General features: G+C 64.5%; 20 protein-coding genes. 9 read left to right on the forward strand and 11 right to left on the reverse strand.

What is annotated here, in order from left to right; genetic code table 11:
• The first annotated feature begins 30 nt into the window (after window positions 1–30).
• The 3 genes from JHC99_RS00225 to JHC99_RS00235 are packed head-to-tail and all read left to right on the forward strand — an operon-like array spanning window position 31 to window position 1,987.
• Window positions 31–873, forward strand: a complete 843-nt coding sequence (locus JHC99_RS00225) for an SDR family oxidoreductase (protein ID WP_292151455.1) — start codon at window positions 31–33, stop codon at window positions 871–873.
• Window positions 873–1,760, forward strand: coding sequence for an SGNH/GDSL hydrolase family protein (locus JHC99_RS00230; protein ID WP_292151456.1), 888 nt, complete (start codon window positions 873–875; stop codon window positions 1,758–1,760). The genes JHC99_RS00225 and JHC99_RS00230 overlap by 1 nt, the downstream gene beginning before the upstream one ends.
• Entirely contained in the window at window positions 1,760–1,987 is a 228-nt protein-coding gene (locus tag JHC99_RS00235; protein ID WP_292151457.1) for a hypothetical protein, read from the forward strand. The genes JHC99_RS00230 and JHC99_RS00235 overlap by 1 nt, the downstream gene beginning before the upstream one ends.
• Window positions 1,988–2,022: 35 nt before the next feature.
• Here the strand turns inward: JHC99_RS00235 and JHC99_RS00240 are convergent, their stop codons facing one another.
• The 8 genes from JHC99_RS00240 to JHC99_RS00275 all read right to left on the reverse strand — a co-directional run bounded on the left by JHC99_RS00240 (window position 2,023) and on the right by JHC99_RS00275 (window position 9,835).
• On the reverse strand, window positions 2,023–2,577 hold the full coding sequence (locus JHC99_RS00240) for an enoyl-CoA hydratase-related protein (protein ID WP_292151458.1): 555 nt from the start codon (window positions 2,575–2,577) through the stop codon (window positions 2,023–2,025).
• A gap of 5 nt (window positions 2,578–2,582) precedes the next feature.
• Window positions 2,583–3,443 carry an enoyl-CoA hydratase gene (locus tag JHC99_RS00245; protein WP_292151459.1) on the reverse strand — a complete coding sequence of 287 codons (861 nt, stop codon included), beginning with the start codon at window positions 3,441–3,443 and terminating at the stop codon, window positions 2,583–2,585.
• Complete coding sequence (locus tag JHC99_RS00250; protein WP_292151460.1) at window positions 3,440–5,092, reverse strand: AMP-binding protein; 1,653 nt, start codon at window positions 5,090–5,092, stop codon at window positions 3,440–3,442. Before JHC99_RS00250 ends, JHC99_RS00245 begins: the two co-directional genes overlap by 4 nt.
• Window positions 5,089–5,781, reverse strand: coding sequence for a hypothetical protein (locus tag JHC99_RS00255; RefSeq protein ID WP_292151461.1), 693 nt, complete (start codon window positions 5,779–5,781; stop codon window positions 5,089–5,091). Before JHC99_RS00255 ends, JHC99_RS00250 begins: the two co-directional genes overlap by 4 nt.
• Before the next feature lie 11 nt (window positions 5,782–5,792).
• A complete protein-coding gene (locus JHC99_RS00260; protein ID WP_292151462.1) occupies window positions 5,793–6,971 on the reverse strand; it encodes an acyl-CoA dehydrogenase family protein in 1,179 nt (392 codons plus the stop codon).
• Between the two features lie 3 nt (window positions 6,972–6,974).
• Window positions 6,975–7,940: an acyl-CoA dehydrogenase gene (locus tag JHC99_RS00265; protein ID WP_292151463.1), complete on the reverse strand. Its 966-nt coding sequence runs from the start codon at window positions 7,938–7,940 to the stop codon at window positions 6,975–6,977.
• A gap of 159 nt (window positions 7,941–8,099) precedes the next feature.
• Window positions 8,100–8,981, reverse strand: a complete 882-nt coding sequence (locus JHC99_RS00270) for an SMP-30/gluconolactonase/LRE family protein (protein WP_292151464.1) — start codon at window positions 8,979–8,981, stop codon at window positions 8,100–8,102.
• Window positions 8,978–9,835, reverse strand: a complete 858-nt coding sequence (locus tag JHC99_RS00275; protein ID WP_366927693.1) for an NAD(P)-dependent oxidoreductase — start codon at window positions 9,833–9,835, stop codon at window positions 8,978–8,980. The genes JHC99_RS00270 and JHC99_RS00275 overlap by 4 nt, the downstream gene beginning before the upstream one ends.
• 83 nt (window positions 9,836–9,918) lie before the next feature.
• Between JHC99_RS00275 and JHC99_RS00280 the strand changes: the two genes are divergently transcribed.
• Window positions 9,919–11,532 (forward strand): GMC family oxidoreductase N-terminal domain-containing protein, encoded by a 1,614-nt coding sequence (locus tag JHC99_RS00280; protein ID WP_292151466.1) that lies wholly within the window; start codon window positions 9,919–9,921, stop codon window positions 11,530–11,532.
• A gap of 51 nt (window positions 11,533–11,583) precedes the next feature.
• The gene (locus JHC99_RS00285) at window positions 11,584–13,248 is read left to right on the forward strand and encodes an MFS transporter (RefSeq protein WP_292151467.1); all 1,665 of its coding nucleotides are present in this window, start codon (window positions 11,584–11,586) and stop codon (window positions 13,246–13,248) included.
• A gap of 41 nt (window positions 13,249–13,289) precedes the next feature.
• On the opposite strand, the gene JHC99_RS00290 is transcribed toward JHC99_RS00285, so the two are convergent.
• From JHC99_RS00290 to JHC99_RS00300, 3 genes are all read right to left on the reverse strand, one after another.
• Window positions 13,290–13,703 carry a nuclear transport factor 2 family protein gene (locus JHC99_RS00290; protein WP_292151468.1) on the reverse strand — a complete coding sequence of 138 codons (414 nt, stop codon included), beginning with the start codon at window positions 13,701–13,703 and terminating at the stop codon, window positions 13,290–13,292.
• The gene (locus tag JHC99_RS00295) at window positions 13,667–14,899 is read right to left on the reverse strand and encodes a cytochrome P450 (protein ID WP_292151469.1); all 1,233 of its coding nucleotides are present in this window, start codon (window positions 14,897–14,899) and stop codon (window positions 13,667–13,669) included. Before JHC99_RS00295 ends, JHC99_RS00290 begins: the two co-directional genes overlap by 37 nt.
• A gap of 132 nt (window positions 14,900–15,031) precedes the next feature.
• Window positions 15,032–16,321, reverse strand: coding sequence for an MFS transporter (locus tag JHC99_RS00300; protein ID WP_292151470.1), 1,290 nt, complete (start codon window positions 16,319–16,321; stop codon window positions 15,032–15,034).
• A gap of 206 nt (window positions 16,322–16,527) precedes the next feature.
• On the opposite strand from JHC99_RS00300, the gene JHC99_RS00305 reads away from it, so the two are divergent.
• From JHC99_RS00305 to JHC99_RS00320, 4 genes are read left to right on the forward strand one after another with little or no spacing between them, the layout of a single operon-like run.
• Window positions 16,528–16,731, forward strand: a complete 204-nt coding sequence (locus JHC99_RS00305; protein ID WP_292151471.1) for a ferredoxin — start codon at window positions 16,528–16,530, stop codon at window positions 16,729–16,731.
• Between the two features lie 4 nt (window positions 16,732–16,735).
• On the forward strand, window positions 16,736–18,136 hold the full coding sequence (locus tag JHC99_RS00310; protein ID WP_292151472.1) for an FAD-binding oxidoreductase: 1,401 nt from the start codon (window positions 16,736–16,738) through the stop codon (window positions 18,134–18,136).
• Between the two features lie 7 nt (window positions 18,137–18,143).
• Window positions 18,144–18,929 (forward strand): SDR family NAD(P)-dependent oxidoreductase, encoded by a 786-nt coding sequence (locus tag JHC99_RS00315; RefSeq protein ID WP_292151473.1) that lies wholly within the window; start codon window positions 18,144–18,146, stop codon window positions 18,927–18,929.
• Window positions 18,926–19,876, forward strand: a complete 951-nt coding sequence (locus tag JHC99_RS00320; RefSeq protein WP_292151474.1) for an alpha/beta hydrolase — start codon at window positions 18,926–18,928, stop codon at window positions 19,874–19,876. Before JHC99_RS00315 ends, JHC99_RS00320 begins: the two co-directional genes overlap by 4 nt.
• Window position 19,877: the final 1 nt, after the last annotated feature.

Here is a 19,877-nt window from a genome sequence, read left to right on the forward strand (position 1 = left end):
AAACTCAGACCAGGCTTTCAGGGAATAGACATGGCGCAGGCAGCACGACGCAAGGTTTTGGTTACAGGCGCCGCTGGCGGGATGGGGCGAGCCTGCGCTCGCCTGTTCGGTGCGACGCACGATCTCGTACTGACGGACGTCGTCGCGACGGCCCTCGACGGGTTTGCCGAAGAGCTGAAACGCGACGGTTACACGGTCGCTGCGAGTCTGGCCGGAGATCTGTCGGACGACGAGGTTCTGGCCGCTCTGGTCAGCGAGGTTTCGGGAGATGCGCCCTTCACCCTGCTGCACACCGCAGGGCTGTCGCCTGCGCTGGCCGATTGGCGCGCCATCATGAGCGTCAACCTGATCGCAACGGAGAAGCTGCTCAACGCGATCGAACCTGTGCTGGTACCCGGCTCGGTCGGCATCGTGATCGCCTCGGTCGCCGGTCACATGATGGCTGCAGTGCCAGAAATCGATGCACTGATGAAGGACCCGCTCGCCCCCGCCTTCCTGGACCTGATCCAGCCCTTCGTCGAACAGATGGGACCCATGGCCGGCGGGACGTCGGGTATCAGCTACACAATGAGCAAGCGGGCGACACTTGCGATCTGCGAGCGCCGGGCGGGGGCGTGGGGCCAACGAGGTGCCCGCATCGTCAGCATCTCGCCCGGCATGATCCTCACACCGATGGGTCGCCAGGAGATGGAAAAGACTGCTGGCGCTGCGCAGATGGCCGACATGGCGCCGGCGGGTCGCGCCGGGGTCGCCACGGATATCGCCGCCGCGGCCTGGTTCCTTGCGAGCGATCAGGCGAGCTACATCACCGGATGCGATCTGAAGGTCGACGGCGGTGCGACGGCCTTCGTCAAATCCATGATGGGTGGGTGATGAACATCCTGCGCTGGACGGTGATAGTGATCGGCAGCCTTGCCAGCTTGCTCATTCTCGTCGGGCTGGTCGCCGTCGGCGTGCTCTTCGTCGAGGCCAAGCAGAAGCCGCAAGGAAAGCCCCAGTACGTCGCGCTCGGCAGTTCGTTCGCCGCCGGCATTGGCCTGGGTAACAGGATCAAGGGTTCACCGATCGTCTGTCAGCGCAGCGACAGCGGCTATCCGGCCCAGCTTGCGCGATTGAGGAACCTCGAGCTGGTCGACATGACCTGTTCGGGGGCGACGGCGACCCACGTGCTTCAGGGCGGACAGGTATTTCTGGGGCCCCAGATCGATGCGGTCGGTCCTCAGACGGAACTCGTGACCCTGACGGCGGGAGGGAATGACATCAGCTATGTCGGGGATCTGGCTCTGGGTGCCGGCAGCCGCTCGAAATCCATTGCAGGCTGGTTCATGGGGCGGATCTGGTCAGGCCCGAAGGCGGAAGGGGACCGTGACTACGCCAAGGTCCACGATGACCTGGTCTCGACCTTTCGCGAGATACGGCGTCGCGCGCCGCGCGCCCGTATCGTCGTGCTGACCTATCCCCAGATTGTGCCACCCGGTGATGCCTGCCCCACGCTTCAGCTGCCCCAGACCGAGGTGGATGCAATGCGGGAGGTCGGAGACCGGTTGGCGGCGGTCACCAGACAGGCGGGCTCTGACGCCGGCGTCGACGTTATCGATATGCAGGCCCTTGGCGCCGCTCACCACGCCTGCAGCGCTGAGCCGTGGGTGAATGGCTGGGTGGACGCCAAGAACACGCCGTTCCATCCCACGCTCGAAGGCGCACGGGCGATGGCTCAGGCGGTAGGCGATCTTCTGGACGGGAAGGCGACCGCGTCGTGATGGCCGAGGCCTGCCCCTTCAGCTTCAACTTCGATGCGACGACGTTCCAGGCCGGAGACTGCGTCAGCTACCGCGTCACCGGATCGCTTTCCGGAATGCCATTCGTCGGGACGCTGGTCGAAGTCCACCCCGAGCATGTGCTTCTTCACGACGCGAGTGATCCGGGCGGGACCATGCGTGCGACCCGGGAAAGTCGACCTGTCGTCGCCGAGGAAGACATGGCCTAACGGTCCACCGGCCTGACAGTCCGGCCGCACGATACCTATCCTTCAGGCTGCTTCGGGACGGTTGCAAGTTTCGGGACGTTCGTCGGGTCCATGCCCCAGCCGAACAGGCGGAAGTTCTGCGTATGGCAGAGGTGGTGGAGCGAGAATGCGGCGTCGATGGCGTTGGCCTGGCCCTGGGTGTCCAGGGTCTTGTTGACCGCTTCCTTGGCCAGCTTCAGGGCGAAGCTGGGCTTGAGGGCGATCTTCCTGGCCATGTCGAGTGCGAAGTCAGGCAGGGCGTCGCGTTCGACGACGTGGTTCACCATGCCGAGCCGATGCGCCTCGTCGGCCGTCCAGGCGTCGGCGGTGAAGAGGAACTCCTTGGCTTTGCGCGCGCCTAGTTCCCACGGGTGGCCGAACCATTCCACGCCGGAGACGCCGAAATTGACGACAGGGTCCGAGAAAAGGGCATCGTTTGATGCGATGATGATGTCGCAGACCCAGGCGAAGATCAGGGCCCCGGGACCATGCGTGCGACCCGGGAAAGTCGACCTGTCGTCGCCGAGGAAGACATGGCCTAACGGTCCACCGGCCTGACAGTCCGGCCGCACGATACCTATCCTTCAGGCTGCTTCGGGACGGTTGCAAGTTTCGGGACGTTCGTCGGGTCCATGCCCCAGCCGAACAGGCGGAAGTTCTGCGTATGGCAGAGGTGGTGGAGCGAGAATGCGGCGTCGATGGCGTTGGCCTGGCCCTGGGTGTCCAGGGTCTTGTTGACCGCTTCCTTGGCCAGCTTCAGGGCGAAGCTGGGCTTGAGGGCGATCTTCCTGGCCATGTCGAGTGCGAAGTCAGGCAGGGCGTCGCGTTCGACGACGTGGTTCACCATGCCGAGCCGATGCGCCTCGTCGGCCGTCCAGGCGTCGGCGGTGAAGAGGAACTCCTTGGCTTTGCGCGCGCCTAGTTCCCACGGGTGGCCGAACCATTCCACGCCGGAGACGCCGAAATTGACGACAGGGTCCGAGAAAAGGGCATCGTTTGATGCGATGATGATGTCGCAGACCCAGGCGAAGATCAGGGCCCCGGCGATGCATTTGCCCTGGACCGCGCAAATCGTGGGCTTGGAGATATTGCGCCAGCGCCGGGCCGTCTCGAGGTAGCCTTCCTTTTCGGAGGCGTACCAGCCGTGGGTCCCGGGCTCGTTGAAGCCGCTCCAGCCGCTGATGCGCGGGCTGCGCTCCTGCATATCGGCCTGGTACATCTCGACCGTCTCGGCGATGTCGTGCCCGGCCGAGAAATGCTTGCCGTCGGCGGCCAGGATGATGACCTTGACGCTGTCGTCCGCGAGGGCGCGACCAAAGGCGGCGTCGATCTGGAAGATCATTGTCGGATTGATCGCGTTCATCTTGTCGGCGCGGGCCAGAACGATGCGGGCGACGCCGGGAGCCGGGTTTTCGTAGCGGATCAGGGCTTCGGTCATGTTTCGAGTTCCTTTGCGATCTCGGCTGCGCGCAGGCGCAGGACGTCCTTCTTGACCTTGCCGGACGGCACGCGCGGCAGGTCGTCCACGAGCACGAGATGCTCCGGAAACTTCTGTCGTGCGAGACCGGCGCCGGACAGGAATCGGCTGATGTCGGCCATGTCTAAGTTCCAGTCTTCCCTGGGGATCACGAAGGCACAGCCCTTTTCGCCTGTCTTGATGCTGGGCATGGCGACGATGGCGACCTCGGCGATGCCGGGATGGGTGTAGAGTAGGTCTTCGACCTCCTTGGGGCTGATGTTCTCGCCCGATCGGATGATGATGTCCTTCTTGCGCCCTGTGATGACGAGATAGTCGCCATGCATCCGGCGGCCGAGGTCGCCCATCCGGAAGAAGCCCTCGTCGTCGAACTGGCCTTCGTTATCGGCGGGATGCAGATAGCCGACGAAGAGGCCGGGGCCGCGCGCGAGGATTTCTCCTTCCTCGCCATCGGGCACCGGATCATTTCCGGCCGGATCGACGATGCGGATTTCGGTCGGATAGAGGATTTCGCCGTCGGTCTCGGCCCCCAGATCGGCCAGGCTCTTGTCCCGGATGCCGAGGGTGGCGCAGGTCATCTCAGTCGAGCCATAGACCCGGAACATCAGGCATCCGGGAAAGGCGTCGCTGGCCTCGCGGATCAGCCCCGGCGAGACCGTCGTGCCTCCGCAGAAGAACAGCCTCAGGGATTCAACGGCCTTGGGTCGTGACCTGGCCGTATCCAGCAGCTGTTGCAGGAAGGGCGTGGCACCGCCGGTCACTGTGCAGCGGTTGGTCTCGATGCATTTAAGGCCGTCATCGGCACCCCAGACGTCGAGCAGGACGCTTTGGCAACCCCTCACCCAAGGCATGTCGAAGGCCCAGAAGGCCCCGGTGATGTGGCTGATCGGGGAGGGCATGAAGACCACGTCGTCGGGACCAATGCCCCAGGCCTCGCCCATTGATCGCACGCGGTGATCGAACCCATGGTGGATGTGCAGCACGCCTTTGGGCTTGCCCGTCGTGCCCGAGGTGTACATCACCATCATGACGGACGCGGGATTAACGACGGGCAGGTCCGCCTCTGCGGCCGGAGCGTGGGACACGACCTCATCCCAGGTCAGGTCTCCGGTGCCGCGCACCACGATGACATCCTCCAGCGCGGGGAGGGGTTCGCGCAGCGCACCGAGCATCTGGCGGTGATCGTGCCTGCGGAACACGGCGGGGATGAAGATCAACTTCGCGCCGCAGTCCGCCAGAATGTATCCGAGCTCTGACTCGCGGTAGATCGGCGGAATGGGGTTTATGACGATCCCGGTCATCCGCGCGGCCAGAGCCAGAACGGCGGCCTCTGTCCAGTTGGGAAGCTGGAAGGCGACGACGTCACCGGGTCTCAGGCCCCGTGACATAAAGAAGCCGGCGACCCGCAGCGCCTGGTCCCAGGCTTGGCCACGCGTCAGGCGGTTGTCACCCTCGATCAGAAGGGTACGGGACGGTTCCTCGGCAACGGCAGCGCGCGCGGCGTCGATCAGGGTCGTCGATCGCCAGGCCCCTTCGCTCAGATAGCGGTCGGCCTGTGCTTGCGGCCAGCGAATGCTCCAGCCGCTGGGATCGATCTTCAGCAGGCTCATGGGTGGGTCAGCCGTTCTGCATCCTGTTTGGTCATACGCTTGTCGAGCGGACGGAAAACGATGGCCATCCAGCGATCGGGGTCGGCGTGGGGCAGGGCGGCTAGGGAGTCGCTCAGGCTGGTCAGGCCCTGCTGCTCGTCGTCCAGTTCGATGACGAGGCCGTGGGGGTATTTGCGGCAGTTGCCCCGGATCTGCTCGTCGGCGAGCGTCAGGTACTGTGCCGCGCGGACGCCCGGCAAATCGGCCAGTCGAGCCAGACCGCCATGCAGAAGGGATTCCGCAAAGGCCTCGGTCTGGCCCTCGGCCGCATTGTAGAGCCCGAAAACGATCGTGTGGAGCGAGGTCGAATCCGTCGTCGAGCGAGCCGCGCTGCGCACCTCCGCGCGACGCCACATGGTCGGAGGCTGGACCGTGTCCATATTGATGGCGGGACTGATCGGCATCTCGGCTGACCCCTTGACCTTGGCCAGTTCGGCCAACGTGAAGGCCGGATCGTCGAGTTCCCAGATCATCAGATAGTCGTGGACGCCGGAAGGCCACGGCCCGCCGGCCCGGCGAAACCGCTGGCCCGACAGGACGCCGGGTGTTTCGACGCCGTGGATCAGGTGGCTGCCGCCATACCATTCGTCGAACTCGGCCTCCATGCCGGGCGTGGGGTTCGACAGGACAAGCTGGAGGGCATTGGACATGGCAGGGCTCCCTATCGCGCTCGGGGCAGTTCGAGGAGACGATCCGCCGTGATCTCGCGCTGGATCTCGCTGGTGCCGCCCGAGATGGAGAAAACCCAGCTCCACAGATAATCATAGGTCCACGGGTGCTCGGTCCGGTCACCGTTGAACTCGAGGAAGGACCAGCCGAGGATCTCGCCGACCGTCTCGCTCAGCGCCTTGTGGGTGCCAGTGACGAGCAGCTTCATCAGCGAGCCCTTCGGGCCGGGATCGCCGGTGCGGTCGCTCTCAGTGATATGGGCCAGGGTCATGGCGCGTATGGCCAGAGAATCAGCTTTCAAGCTGGCCAGGCGCTGGGCGATGCCGTCATCTTCGATGGCGAAGCGGCCGTCCTCGAGGCGAGTCTTGCCGGCCAGGTCGATCGCCCGTCCGACTCGTTCATAGAGTTCGAGCTGATCACCGATGAAGCCCAGGCCGCGTTCGAAGGACAGGGTGGACAGGGCCGTCGACCAGCCCTTGTCGACCTCGCCGACGACGTTGGCCAGCGGGATGTGGACGTTGTCGTAGAAGACGGTGTTGACGTGTTCGTCCATCAGCATGGTGCGGATCGGCTTAATGTCGATGCCGGGCGCCTTCATGTCGCCGATCAGCCAGGTCAGCCCCTTGTGCCTTTCTGACGCGGGATCTGTGCGGATCAGCAGTTCCTGATAATCCGCGTACTTCGCGTCGGTCGTCCACATCTTGGCACCGTTAACAACGATCTCGTCATTGCCGACGTCGCCCCGCGTCTTGAGCGAGGCCAGGTCTGAGCCGGCATTGGGCTCCGAGAAGCCCTGACACCAGAGCGCCTCGCCCGAGAGGATCTTGGGCAGATGGAAGGCCTTCTGCGCGTCGGTGCCGCGCGCGATCAGGGTCGGCCCGGCGTGCATCAGGGCGATGTAGGTGGTGTTGATGTAGTGAGGCGCGCGGGCGCGGGCGAGTTCCTCGTACCAGATGACCTGCTGCAAGCCGGTGAGACCCAGGCCCCCGTATTCCTTTGGCCAGGCAACCCCCGCCCAGCCATGTTCATACATCTTGCGCTGCCAGGCGCGGTCGAAGCTGGCTGCTTCCGCGCCATGAGCCGGGCGTGGCTGTTTCGGCACGGCGTCCACGAGCCAGTCTCGCGCGCGTTCGCGGAATTCACGGTCGGCTTCGGAGTATTGAAGGTCCATGCTTTAAACCTCTGCCTGGGCGTGAAGCAGGTTGGCCAGCAAGGGACGTTTGGCGCCAAACAGCTTGGCCAACAGCAGGGCATGCTTAAGGTAAAGGTGGGCCGTGTGCTCTTCAGTCACGCCGATACCGCCATGAAGCTGGATATTGGTGTCGGCGTTGGCCACCGCAGCCTGGTTGGCGAGGTGTTTGGCCGCGTCGAGGTGCACGCCGGCATCCCCGCGTCCCTCCTTCAGGGCCGTTGCGGCGTACCAGAGTTGCGACCGGGCCGCTTCGACGCGCAGGGCCATGTCGGCACACGGATGGCGAACCGCCTGGTACGACCCAATTTTGCGCCCGAACGTCTCGCGGACCTTCGCGTAGGCGACGATCTGGTCCAGGGCCGCTTCGGCCAGGCCGATGAGCATCGCCGCCACGCCCAACTGGCCCATTCGCCAGACATGTTCGCCTGAGGCGGTGGCTACGGCGGTCGTCGGCAGGCTCGTGATCGATCGCATGGGGGTCGCTGGGTCCAGGGACGGCCGTTCGGCCGCTTCCGTCTCGCCCAGATGGAGAAGACGCGATCCGGTTGGAGAAACGTCCAGGGCATAGACCGCGTCAGGAGAGCCGAGGAGACGCAGGCCTTGACCGACCGCGAGCACGACACCGGTCCTGCCTGAAAGCAGATCGGCGCGTGCGGTATCGTCCATGTCCAGGAGCACGGCCAGACTTTGGGCGAGCACGTCAACGGGACCGCATTGACGTCCGACCTCCCGGAAGAACAGTGCGAACTCCACGGGCGAAAGACCGCTTCCGGACATCTCTTCCGACAGCGCCAGGGCGAACCAGCCCATCTCGCCGACCGTGAGCCGCAGGGCCGCGCTCGATTGGGGGGCGGCGCCGTGCAGGCGTGCAATCGGCATCGCCTCCGCGAGGAAGGTCGCAGCCGCATCCGCGATCTCGATTTCATGGCCGTCAGGCGCGAGGAACATACTGTGCTCCAGAACGCGCAAGGCGAAGTTCAGCCATAGACCCCTATTCCCTCGTAGCCTCCCTTCCTAAGGAGGCGTTCAAGATTAATGCAACAGCTGAGGTACATTAATCGAGGTTGGCAATGATCGGCGGCGAAATGCCCGCCCGAGCGATATCTGTCAGCCGGCGAAATATGCGTCTGGCACGCCTGCATAGCCTGGCCGCAATGCGAAGATGCCGCCGTTCGCCTGACGGCCCTCCTCGCCGATCCGAAGTTTGGTGGAGGTGACGTAGAGGGTCCTCATGTCGGGACCGCCGAACGCAGGCTTGGTCGGATTTGAGAAGGGCAGCGGGATCTCAAGATCCAGGGCTCCGTCCGGTGTGTAGCGTCGCAGGGCACCCGCGCCGACGACTGCCAGCCAGTAGCCGCCGTCCGTATCGACGGTCGCGCCGTCGATGAAGCCGAACCCGGGCTCCAGGGTCAGGAAGGTGCGGCGATTGGACAGCCCTCCCGTAGCGGGATCAAGGTCGAAGGCGTCGATCTCGCGCCTCGGCGACGGGTGGGCGTACAACGTGAGTCCATCCGGGCTGATCGCAAGGCCGTTGGCGACTGCAACGTCCGGGACGACTGGAACGAGGCGGTCGCCGTCGAGCCTGAAGTAACCAGCGTCGGAGGCCGATCGATCCGCTGGGTAGTGGTGATCGAAGCCGCCGGTCCACAGTCGGCCCTGCCGGTCGCACTGGCATTCATGCAGGCCGACATGAGGGGGCAGCGGCGATGCGACGCGCAGCGACAGGGCACCAGAGCCAGGCTCGAAGTCGTACAGGCCATCGCTCAGAGCGACGAGCAGGCCGCCGGAAGACTTGAAGACAAAGCCACCGATCCGTTTTGGCATCGGCCAGATGTCATGTGCGCCCGTGTCCGGCGACCAGCGATGGATTTCGGCGGGCTGCTCGCAGTTTACCCACCACAGGGCCTGTTCGCCGACCGACCAGACCGGGGTCTCGCCCAGGTGGTTATCGGCGTCGAATGCGCGCACGACCTCGACGGATTTGATCATTTCACGAACTCCGAGGTCGCGCCGTCGAGGGCGCCGAGCGGCAAGCCTCGCGCGCCATCCCGGGCGATGGCGACGTCTTTTTCGAGATAATGTCGGATGGCATCGAGCGTGGCTTCGGGCTGGCCGCCCCGCCCAAGAAGCCGCAACGCCATGCTGCCTGCGCTTCCTCGACCCAGGGTCTCGACGGCGGTGCCGAGGTCCAGGCCCTGGCGATCCACGAGACGCAGGGCATCCCGGGCGATGGCGATATTGGCCGCGAACATAAGATTGTTGATGACCTTGAGAGTCATGCCTGCACCGACGGGCCCGAGATGGGCGATGTGGTCGCCATAGCTTGTCAGAACGGATCGCGAGCGTTCAAGAGCCTCAGCATCTCCGCCGACCATCAGCGTAAGCTGACCGGTGGCGGCCTCATCGGGCCCTCCGCTGAACCCGGCGTCAAGTACGGCGATGTCGCCACGCAGCGCGGCGACCTCCTGCGCAAAGTCAGGACTCACGGTGCTGTGCAAAACCAGGACGGAGCCGGTCGGAAGGGCCGACAGCACACCGCCGTCAATGACGACCTCGCGGACCTGGACTTCCGAGAACAGGGTGACGCAGGCCACTTCGGCATAGGCGGCCGTCTCGAACAGATTGTCTGTGACCGGAATGCCGGCGCTCACAATCTCAGCCAATTCGGCCGGGCGTCTTGCATAGCCCCTGACACTATGGCCGGCCTTTGCCGCAGCGAGCGCCATCGGCCTGCCCATCGCTCCCAGCCCGATCCACGCGACCCGCATATGTTCAACCCTGCTCTGCCTGCGTCTAGCTAGTCGGTTTGGTCGGAGGCGCGAGGCGGCGGTCGTCGATATCATCGCCACGATGTTCTGTGACGGACTTCTCGCGCGCGATGCTCGGGGTGGTACAGCGAAAGTCCAATTGACCGCGGAGGCAGCCGGTGACGGATCGGTACGACTATATCATCGTCGGGGCCGGATCGGCAGGTTGTGCCCTGGCAAATCGACTGTCCGAAGACGCGTCCAACACAGTGCTTCTGATCGAGAGCGGGCCTGTCGACAAGAACGCCATGATCCATATGCCCCGCGGGCTGGGATTGATCCTGAATCCCGGCAGCAAGGTGATCTGGGAGTATCAGGTCCAGACGGGCGGCAACGGACCGACCGAACGATGGTACCGGGGCCGGACGCTGGGCGGATCGAGTTCGGTCAACGGCATGGTCTATATGCGTGGCGCTCCGAGCGATTACGACGGCTGGGCTGCAGCGGGATGTGACGGCTGGGGCTGGAAAGACATCGGGCCCAAATTCGTCGAGCTCGAGGATCACGACCTGGGGAAGGGGCCCTGGCGGGGGACAGGCGGCCCGCTGCGCATCACGACCCATCCCAAGGGAGAGCCGCTGTTCGAGGCGATTATCGAGGCCGGAACCCAGATGGGCGTGCCTCGCGTCGTCGATGTGAACGATGTCGAAGCGGTCCGGGCCGGCGGCATAGGCTATCAGCCCACAACCCGGTTCGGCGGCCAACGATTTAGTGCGGCGCGGGCTTTCCTCGAGCCGGCGCGAAAGCGTTCGAACCTGACGGTGGCCACCGAGACGGATGTTCTCCGCGTTCTTTTCGAAGGTGACCGGGCTGTGGCTGTCCAGGTTCGCGATTCCGCAGGGGAACGGCGCGTGGATGCCACCAGCGAGATCATCCTCGCCGCCGGCGCGTTCCAGACACCCAAACTACTGCAACTCTCGGGAATCGGTCCTGCTGAGCTCCTCAAGTCGGTTGGTATCGAAGTCGTGGTCGATTCTCCTGACGTCGGAGCCAATCTGCGGGAACATCGCCACGTCGATCTGCGCCTGAGAGTGAAAAGTGGCAGCCAGAATCCGCAATTGGGCGGTCTGGCCGCCGTCTGGTCGATGCTCAAATATCTGTTCCTGAAGAAGGGACCGATGACCCATGCGGCGCACGAGGTCGGCGGCTTTGCGAAGTCGGACCCGACACTGGACCATTCCGACCTTCAGTTCGGATTGATGACGGTCTCCGCAGGCAGCAACGGCAAGGATGAGGACATCGCCCTCGATCCTTATCCCGGCATCACCCTCCTGGCCTATTTTACCAGGCCGCAAAGTCAGGGCGAGGTGCGGATCCAGTCGGCCGATCCGGATGCGCCATTGTCGGTCAATATGCGCCACCTCAGCGCGGAGATCGATCGAAAGACCTTTGTCGCCGCCTTTCACTGGCTTCGACGCATGGCCGCTCAGCCGGCACTGAAGGACTGGGTCATCGACGAGATATATCCAGCGGGCCTGGTCAAGACCGACGACGACATCCTCGCCAACGCCATGGCCCTGGGGGGAACCTGTTTCCACAGCGCAGGTACGGCGCGGATGGGCGCCGATCCGCGCTCGGTGGTCGATCCTCAGTTGCGCGTGCGCGGTGTCCAGGGGTTGCGGGTCGCCGACACCTCCATCATGCCGACGTTGATATCCGGAAATACCAATGGGCCCGCCATGGTGATCGGTCTGCGAGCGGCGGACTTCATCCTCGCGGATCGAAACGCCTAGGGCCCTGACCCTTCCGGCAAGACAAGCCGTCTACTTTGCCGAAAGCCGTTCATGACCGAAGCGGACAAATCACAAAGCCTTCTGGCCCCCTTGGGCGTGCCGGTCTTTCGACGCATCTGGCTCGCCAGCCTGCTGTCGAATTTCGGCATCCTGATCCAGGGGGTCGGGGCCGCCTGGAGCATGAGCCGGCTGACGGATGACGTCACCATGGTGGCCCTGGTCCAGACTGCCCTGATGTTTCCCCTCATGCTGATCGCCCTGCCGGCAGGCGCGATCTCGGATATGTTCGATCGGCGCATCGTCTGCATCGTCGCCCTGATTGTAGCATTGGTCGGAGCGGTCGGTCTTTGCGTCGTCACGGCTATGGGCCTTCTGACGCCGCTAACACTGCTCGCCTTCTGCTTCGTTGTCGGTTCCGGGATGGCCTTGTTCGGGCCCGCCTGGCAGGCGTCCGTCAGCGAGCAGGTTCCCCCCGAAGCCCTTCCGTCGGCCGTGGCTCTGGCCGGGATGAGTTACAATGTGGCGCGCAGTTTCGGGCCCGCGATCGGGGGCGTGATCGTCGCCTCGGTCGGGGCCATCGGCGCCTTTGCGGTCAATGCGGTTTTCTATCTGCCGATGCTGGCCGTGCTGCTTGTGTGGAAACGGCGACAGGAACCGCCTCGCCTGGGGCCGGAAACCTTCTGGCGCGCCATGGTGTCGGGCATCCGATTCATTCGCTACTCGCCCTCCCACCGCATCTTCATCCTTCGCACGGTGGTGTTCGGGCTCGTCGGGGGCGTCATTCCAGCTCTGATGCCGCTGATCGCGAGCGAACTTCTGAGCGGAGGCGCCCCGGTCTATGGCGTTCTTTTGGGAGCGTTTGGTCTCGGCGCTCTGCTTGGCGCTGTCCTGTTGCCGTGGATACGCGCCCGCTTCTCCACCGAAATCTGGAGTCGGCTTGTCGCCATGATCGTCGGCGCCATGGTCATCTGCATTGCCTTCAGTCGCAGTGAAGCGGTCACCCTGGCGGCTCTATTGATCGCCGGCGCGGCCTGGACGAGCATCCTGACGCTGTTCACGATCTCGATCCAGGTTGGCGCGCCCCGCTGGGTGGCCGGAAGGGCGCTGTCCATCTTTCAGGCGACGATCGCAGGGGGGGTGGCCCTGGGCGCCTGGGGATGGGGTGAATTGGCAGATCGGGTCGGGGTCAAGGAAACCCTCGCGGTCGCAGGGGCGCTGATGATCGCATCGACCCTGGTCGGGCTTGTTCTACGGCTACCGGAGATGGCGACCGCCGGGGCCAACGAACCTGCGAACCGAGAGGACCAAACCGTACTGCTGGATCTGACGCTGCGGAGTGGACCCATTGTCATCATGGTCGACTACGACGTACCCCAAGCTAACGCGCGATCCTTCTACGAAGCGATGCAGCGCGTCCGGCGATCGCGCCAGGCGTCCGGAGCCTATGGATGGTCGCTGTCGCGTGACATCGCAGATCCCACCTTATGGACGGAACGCTTTCACAGCCCGACCTGGAACGACTACCTGCACCTGAGTCAGCGGGTCGTTGGGGCCGGAGTCGATCTGCTGGACCAGAGCCGAAGCCTGCTCGACCCTACGTCTACGCCGCGTGTACGGCGAATGCTGGAGCGGCCCGCCGGGTCGGTGCGATGGAAAGATGAAACGCCTGACCGCGGCGTCGATATCGGTCCTTCAGGCAGCGCCGGCGCTCCCTGAACCAAGGCGTAGAGGAGCTCACAGCAAGGTCGTGAACGCGGTCAGGTGGCCAGAGGCGTCGATTGAAACGCGACGACGCGCCATCGGCCTTGGTCGTTTGTCCATGCCGACATGACCCTGTTGTCCAGTCGTTTCCGGACCCCTTCGACACTGACGACAGACGTCATTCGTCCCGTGAGGAGGGCTGCGTTCGCGGCAAGCGGAATCACACGATCCTCGCTCCAGTCGATCGAGACATAGGTGATCCGCCCCGTCGACATCTTGGCCAGATAGGCGGCCTTGTCATCCACCGCGCCCGTGGCGTGACTGAAATGGAGGCGACCGTCGAGGATGGTGTCCAGCGCCTGGCTGTCGTTCGCAAGCATCGCCTCGCATCGCGCACGTTCTGCAGCCAGTACCGCTTGTTCGATGTCTGTGCTCATTTGACGGTGACGTAAAGCTCGTTCCAGCCCCATTGGAAGCTGGACGGATGCCGCACGGCCTTGTCCATGTCGAATTCAAACTCCGGCACACGCCGCAGGAAGGCGTCGACCATGGTGCGGATCTCCATCCTGGCCAGGTGAACGCCGATGCAGAAATGCATTCCGGCACCGAACGACAGGACGCGGGGAACCGGACGGTCCCATCGGAAGTCATCCGGTTGGTCGAACTCGCGTTCGTCTCGGAGGCCGGACGCGATCATCGCAAACACACGCTGTCCCGGGCGGATGCTCTGGCCTGCGACAGTGACCGGCGTGTTGCAAGTCCGCATGAACCACTGGGCGGGTGCGCAGTAGCGCAGCATCTCCTCGACGACCTTGGGCACGTTGGTTTCGAGGTCTGCACGGACGGCGGCCATCTGTTCCGGACGCGCATGGAGTTCCATCAGGCCGTGGGCGGTGATCTTGGGCACCGTTTCAATGCCGCCGATGAAGGCGCAGACCAATTGCACGGCGACTTCGCGCGGCGTCAGCGCCCGACCCTCGAAACGCCAGTTGATCATGCCGTCGACCATGGGAACGCTGCCGTCGGCCCCGGCGGCGAAACGCGCCTCGACATAGGGAAGATAAAAATCGATCGCCTGGGCAGCGACTGCGGCCGAGTCAAAGCCGCCCTTTTCCGGGTCCGTCCGAGTACCGGAGTTGATGATGGCGAGCGCTTCGCCCGCCAGTTCCAGCGGCATTCCCATCAGGTTGCAAAGGACGCTGGCCGAGACGATGCCGCCATAGTCGCGGCTGAGATTGAAGGTTTTTTGCGGGAGCAGCAGGTCCAGCTGTTCGTTGGCGAGATCACGGACGAAATCGGTCAGTCCTGCGACGTGCCGTGGCATCATCGGGCGGACATGGGCGCGACGGACCTCGCCATGGACGGGTAGACCCATTCGCATGGAGATCGGAAAAGGATCCGTGACAGGAGGCGGCAAGGCTGCGGCGTTGTGGGCGGACAGTACGGCTGGCGTCGGCAGGGAACCCTCGCTCTGGAGGAAGCTGTTGTCGACGTGGCTGAGAAGCTCGAGGACGTCCTCGAAACGCGAGAAGAAGAAGCCGTCGTACTTTTCCATATAGAGCACCGGATGGTCGCGGCGCAGAGTCTTGTAGAAGGGCAGGGGGTCGTTCATCACCGCCGGCGAGAAAGGGTCGTAGTCGGCTGCGCTAAACGCTTCGGCGCCCATGGCGTCATTCTCCTGGGGGATCGTCAGAGCGACCTCTCGTGCCGCGCAATCGAAGGGCTAGAGCGCCGCTCCGAGGCCTGTCAAACCTCCGCCCCGCGATACCGGTCAGGCGATGCCGCCTGGCTTTGCGACCTAGGTCGCGGCAGCGGGTTTCGGCGTCCGGGCGCGATAAGGCTTGAGCGATGCAAACAGGGCGGCGGCCACCAGGCACATGGGGAAGGCGGCCAGAAGCACCGGGCGGTAGGTTCCCGCGTGATCGTAGACGAGGCTGACTACCCACGGACCTGCGCCACCCGCCAGGGTGATCAGGGCACCGATGACGCCGAACAGCAGACCAAAGCGATCCAGGTCGAAGTATCTGGACGTCAGGTAGGCCACCAGGTCCAGTTCGGCACCCAGGGTCAGGCCCAGCAGGATGACGCCCGCAAAGGCCATCGGCATTGACCCGGGAAAGGCTAGCAGAAGAAGACTGGCACCCATGGGAAGGCATACGCTGACCGCCGCCAGGACGCGGCCATCGAACCGATCCAGCAGATGGCCGACGACCAGACGGCCCGCGATTGAAGCGATGCCGAGAGAGGCCGCGATCTCGGCGGCATGAGATCGGTCGATGCCGTTCCAGGTCAGGACCGGCACCAGATTGACGACCAGAGGCACCACGACCGATGCGATCAGAAAGCCGCCCAGGGCGATCTGGATAAAGCTGCGAGACCACAGCACGGACAGGCCTCCGGAGGGGGGCTTCACCCGTTCAATCTTTCCAGACTTCGCCGCCTGCCGGTTTCGATCAATCTGGCTCGTGAAGAAGAACAGGATCATCGGGATGGCGATCAAGCCCCAGAACGCAGCGAGCCCCACGAAGGCGCCCCGCCATCCAAATTGTTCGATCAGCTGATAGGTGAGGACCGGGGTGATCAGCGATGCGAGGCTGCTGCCACACAGGGTTATCGCGAACGCCAGTCCACGACTGGCGTTGAAGAAGCCGGATACGCCTGCCGTCCAGACGGTCGGCTGCACAAAGGCGTTGATGGCCGCCAGCAGCACCCAGAACGCCCACCAGGATCTGATGTCGGACGTGATCTGTGACAGGAGGGCCGTCAGGATGGTGATGACGACAGCGCCCATCAGGCCAACCCGGCGAGGCCCGAAACGGTCGATCGCCAACCCGATCATCGGGCCCGTCAAGATGGTGGCGAACCCGGCAAGAGCCGGGCCAAAGGAAATGTCGCCGCGCGACCAACCGAAGTCGGTCTCGAAAGGGGCGATGAACAGGCCGACCGAATAGATGTTGATGGTCGATATGGCGACGCCCGTCGTCGCCGCCGCTACGACCGGCCAGTTGGCGCGCCATTCCGCACGCGTGATACCGAGCCTGGGGGGCGCGACCGAGCCGGATTGTTCTTGATTTTCGGACGTGGCCATTGACGCGGAGATTCCCTGGACACCGATATGGCAGGCGATTGGCCGCAGCCAGCGGCAGCCGCGACACCCTCATGCAACACCGGATGGCCGGTGATTGCACGATGTCGCTCAAGGGCATCGCCGTGGCGGATTCACCGAGCGTTCGATTGACCCCCCTTGGGCCCGCGCATAGCCAGAGGGGAAGCAGGATCGTGGGAGTAGCTGGAATGGCGGACAAGCTGGTGGTGGAATGGCCGCTGTGCGACGGCAACGGCGTCTGCACCTTCGAGGCCCCTGAACTCCTTGAGATCGACGACGACGACAACCTGATCGTGCTTCGAGATGAACTGACCGAAGCGGATATGCCCAAGGCCGAGGCCGCCGTCCGCGTCTGCCCCAAACACGCCCTGCGGATCGAGCGCCAGGGATGAACCGGTGACCTGCGACGGACTGGAAGCGGAACTGCGCACCGTCGTCGGGGAGGACCATGTCCACATTGGCGATGCGATCGGCGAACGCTACCGCGTGGACGTGTCGCGAGGATATCAGTCTCGACCGGTGGCCCTGGTCAAACCCGCCAGCACGGACGAGGTCGCCGCCATCGTCAGGCTGGCGAGCCGGCGGGGGCTTTCCATCACCGTCGTGGGGGGGCAGAGCGGCACGGTCGGTTCGGCCGTGCCTGCGGACGGCGGGATCGCCTTGTCGCTGGAGCGGATGAGCCGTGTCGTCGAAATCGACACCCTTTCGATGACCATGACCGTCGAGGCGGGCTGCATCCTGCAACTGGCTCAGGAAGCGGCGGAGGTCCAAGGCGCATTCCTGCCCCTTGACCTGGGCGCGCGGGGATCGGCGACCATCGGCGGGGTAATCGGCACCAATGCCGGTGGTAACCGGGTCATCCGCTGGGGCATGATGCGCGACATGGTGATCGGGCTGGAGGTCGTGCTGGCCGACGGTACGATCGTGTCGTCCCTGACCAAGATGCTCAAGGACAACGCGGGGTATAACTGGAAGCATCTCCTGATCGGCAGCGAGGGGACGCTCGGCATCGTCACCCGGGCCGTGCTGAGGCTGCGGCCTATCCCGACCTCGCGCCAGACCGCCCTGATCGCCACCGAACGGTTCGAGGACGCCATCCTCTCCATGAGGCGGCTAGAGGTCGCGCTTTCGGGCAAGCTGTCTTCCTTCGAACTGATGTGGAGTGATTTCTACGCGGCGATGACCGAGGCGCAGTCGTCGCAACGCCCTGCACCCATGGCTCCAGGCCATGGATTCTACGCGCTTGTCGAGGCGATGGGGGGCGACGCGGTCGCCGACAACGAGCAGTTCGAACGGGTCCTGACGAGCTTGATCGAAGAGGGGTTGGTCGCCGATGCGATCATCGCCCAGTCCGATCGCGAGCGGGAAAACATATGGGCGGTGCGCGAGGACATGACGCCGGGCCTGACGCCGCTGCGTCCCTTCTGCGCCTACGACGTGAGCATGGGCATCGCCGACATGCCTGCCTTCGTGGCGGCGGCACGTACGGGACTGGCCAAGGTCTATCCCGACGCCAGTGCCCTGTTCTATGGCCATGCCGGCGACGGGAACCTGCATGCGATCGTCAGCCGTGGCTCCATGGACAAGGACATCCAGCGCGGTTTCGACACGGCGATCTTCGACGCGGTGCGAGACGTCGGCGGTTCGATCGCGGCGGAGCACGGGATCGGTGTGTCCCGCGCGCCCTATCTGTCCTGGACCCGTTCGCCGGCGGAAATCGATCTGATGCGGACATTGAAGGGCGCGCTTGATCCAAACGGCGTCCTGAATCCCGGAAAATTGCTCGACGCGATGTGAGGTGGCCATGACCGACCGTTTTCAGGGCAGGGTTGCGATCGTCACGGGCGGGGCCACCGGCATCGGCGCGGCGATTGTCGCGCGCCTCGCCAGCGAAGGCGCTCAGATCGTGGTCGCCGACATTAAGGCCCCGGAGCCCGACGCGGCCGCGAGTCTGTTCATCCCAACGGACGTCACGGACTCGACCCAGGTCACCGCGATGGTCGCCGAAACGATGAGCCGCTTCGGGCGGCTCGATATTCTGGTCAACAATGCTGGGATAGGCGTGCTCGCCGAGACGCCGGATCTGTCCGAAGCGCAATGGGAGCGGGTGTTCGCCGTCAATGCGACGTCAGTCTATCGCACCTGTCGGGATGCGATCCCGGCGATGCAGCGATCCGGCGGCGGAGCCGTGGTCAATATCGCCTCGGTCTCGGGCCTCTTGGGTGACTATGGGTTCAGCGCCTACAATGCGTCCAAGGCGGCGGTGATCAATTACACCCGCTCACTGGCCCTGGACTGCGCCCGCGACGGCATCAGGGTGAATGTGGTGTGCCCCGGGGCCATAGGCTCCACCGCCATGGGCGTAGGCACCCATGGTAGCCAAGCGGATCGCCAGGAATGGCTGGACGGCATTCCTATGGGCCGCGTGGGCCAACCGCACGAAGTCGCCAATGTCGTGGCCTTTCTCGCATCCGACGAGGCCTCGTTCGTGACCGGCGCGACCCTCGTGGTCGACGGGGGCAGGATGGCGCATAGCGGCCAGCCGAACATCATCGCCCAACAGCGCCGTAGATCGGAGGCGACCGCATGAGCGACGCCGCAAGTTCCTCCAGGCCCCATCCTGTGTTCCAGGCGATCATCGATGCCTACGCGGCGGCGAACCGGCCTTTCCTGCATCAGGTGTCGCCGACGGTTGCCCGCGAGATGTTGCGCGCCTCCATGATGGCGGCACCGAAACCGGCAGGCCTCGCCGGACTTGAGGCTGTCGTCGACGCCGTCGTCGAGGGTCCGAATGGTCCTATCCCGATCCGTCGCTATATGCCGTCAAGTCGGGCGCTGGGCGTCTGCGTCTATCTTCATGCGGGCGGCTGGGTCATCGGCGACCTGGAGTTCTCGGACACGACCTGCCGACGTCTGGCTACAGCAAGCCAGTGCGAGTTCATCAGCGTGGATTACCGGCTCGCCCCCGAGCATCCCTTTCCCCAGCCTTTGGACGACGCCTATGCCGTTCTCGAATGGGCGGCGGCCTCCCGCTCCGGACCGTTGCTCGTTGTGGGTGAGAGCGCGGGTGCCAATCTGGCGGCCGCCTGCGCCATCCGGGCACGCGATTGCAACGGTCCCAGGCTGGTCGGGCAGGTCCTCGCCTACCCGGTCACAGACCACGATTTCACGACCGGCTCCTATCAGGAGGTGGGCGAGCGGAACTGGCTGCTTTCGACAGCCGATATGCGTTATTTCTGGGACCACTACGCGCCGTCTGGGGTTGATCGCTCGGATCCGCTGATCTCGCCGCTTCGGCTGACGGATCCCGTCGGCCTTCCCGCCACCTTCGTCGCCGTTGCAGAGCTCGACCCGCTGCGCGACGAGGGCCTCGCCTATGCCGACCGCCTGGCAATGGCGGGGATCGCGGTCGCGACGAGATGCGACGCCGGCATGGTGCACGGCTACCTGGGTGCCGCCGGAGCCATTCCGCTGGCCGCCGAGGCACTGGCGGATATCTCGCGCTGGATCCGAAGCGCAGCCGGGCAGGCCGGCTAAC

The sequence above is a fragment of the Brevundimonas sp. genome (assembly GCF_016463485.1).
Lineage (GTDB): Bacteria > Pseudomonadota > Alphaproteobacteria > Caulobacterales > Caulobacteraceae > Brevundimonas.

Coding starts and splice junctions, on each gene's coding strand:
- JHC99_RS00225 (WP_292151455.1), top strand. CDS start 31: ATGGCGCAGGCAGCACGACGCAAGGTTTTGGTTACAGGCGCCGCTGGC.
- JHC99_RS00230 (WP_292151456.1), top strand. CDS start 873: ATGAACATCCTGCGCTGGACGGTGATAGTGATCGGCAGCCTTGCCAGC.
- JHC99_RS00235 (WP_292151457.1), top strand. CDS start 1,760: ATGGCCGAGGCCTGCCCCTTCAGCTTCAACTTCGATGCGACGACGTTC.
- JHC99_RS00245 (WP_292151459.1), bottom strand. CDS start 3,443: ATGACCGAAGCCCTGATCCGCTACGAAAACCCGGCTCCCGGCGTCGCC.
- JHC99_RS00250 (WP_292151460.1), bottom strand. CDS start 5,092: ATGAGCCTGCTGAAGATCGATCCCAGCGGCTGGAGCATTCGCTGGCCG.
- JHC99_RS00255 (WP_292151461.1), bottom strand. CDS start 5,781: ATGTCCAATGCCCTCCAGCTTGTCCTGTCGAACCCCACGCCCGGCATG.
- JHC99_RS00260 (WP_292151462.1), bottom strand. CDS start 6,971: ATGGACCTTCAATACTCCGAAGCCGACCGTGAATTCCGCGAACGCGCG.
- JHC99_RS00265 (WP_292151463.1), bottom strand. CDS start 7,940: ATGTTCCTCGCGCCTGACGGCCATGAAATCGAGATCGCGGATGCGGCT.
- JHC99_RS00270 (WP_292151464.1), bottom strand. CDS start 8,981: ATGATCAAATCCGTCGAGGTCGTGCGCGCATTCGACGCCGATAACCAC.
- JHC99_RS00275 (WP_366927693.1), bottom strand. CDS start 9,835: ATGATATCGACGACCGCCGCCTCGCGCCTCCGACCAAACCGACTAGCT.
- JHC99_RS00285 (WP_292151467.1), top strand. CDS start 11,584: ATGACCGAAGCGGACAAATCACAAAGCCTTCTGGCCCCCTTGGGCGTG.
- JHC99_RS00290 (WP_292151468.1), bottom strand. CDS start 13,703: ATGGGGCTGGAACGAGCTTTACGTCACCGTCAAATGAGCACAGACATC.
- JHC99_RS00295 (WP_292151469.1), bottom strand. CDS start 14,899: ATGGGCGCCGAAGCGTTTAGCGCAGCCGACTACGACCCTTTCTCGCCG.
- JHC99_RS00300 (WP_292151470.1), bottom strand. CDS start 16,321: ATGGCCACGTCCGAAAATCAAGAACAATCCGGCTCGGTCGCGCCCCCC.
- JHC99_RS00305 (WP_292151471.1), top strand. CDS start 16,528: ATGGCGGACAAGCTGGTGGTGGAATGGCCGCTGTGCGACGGCAACGGC.
- JHC99_RS00315 (WP_292151473.1), top strand. CDS start 18,144: ATGACCGACCGTTTTCAGGGCAGGGTTGCGATCGTCACGGGCGGGGCC.
- JHC99_RS00320 (WP_292151474.1), top strand. CDS start 18,926: ATGAGCGACGCCGCAAGTTCCTCCAGGCCCCATCCTGTGTTCCAGGCG.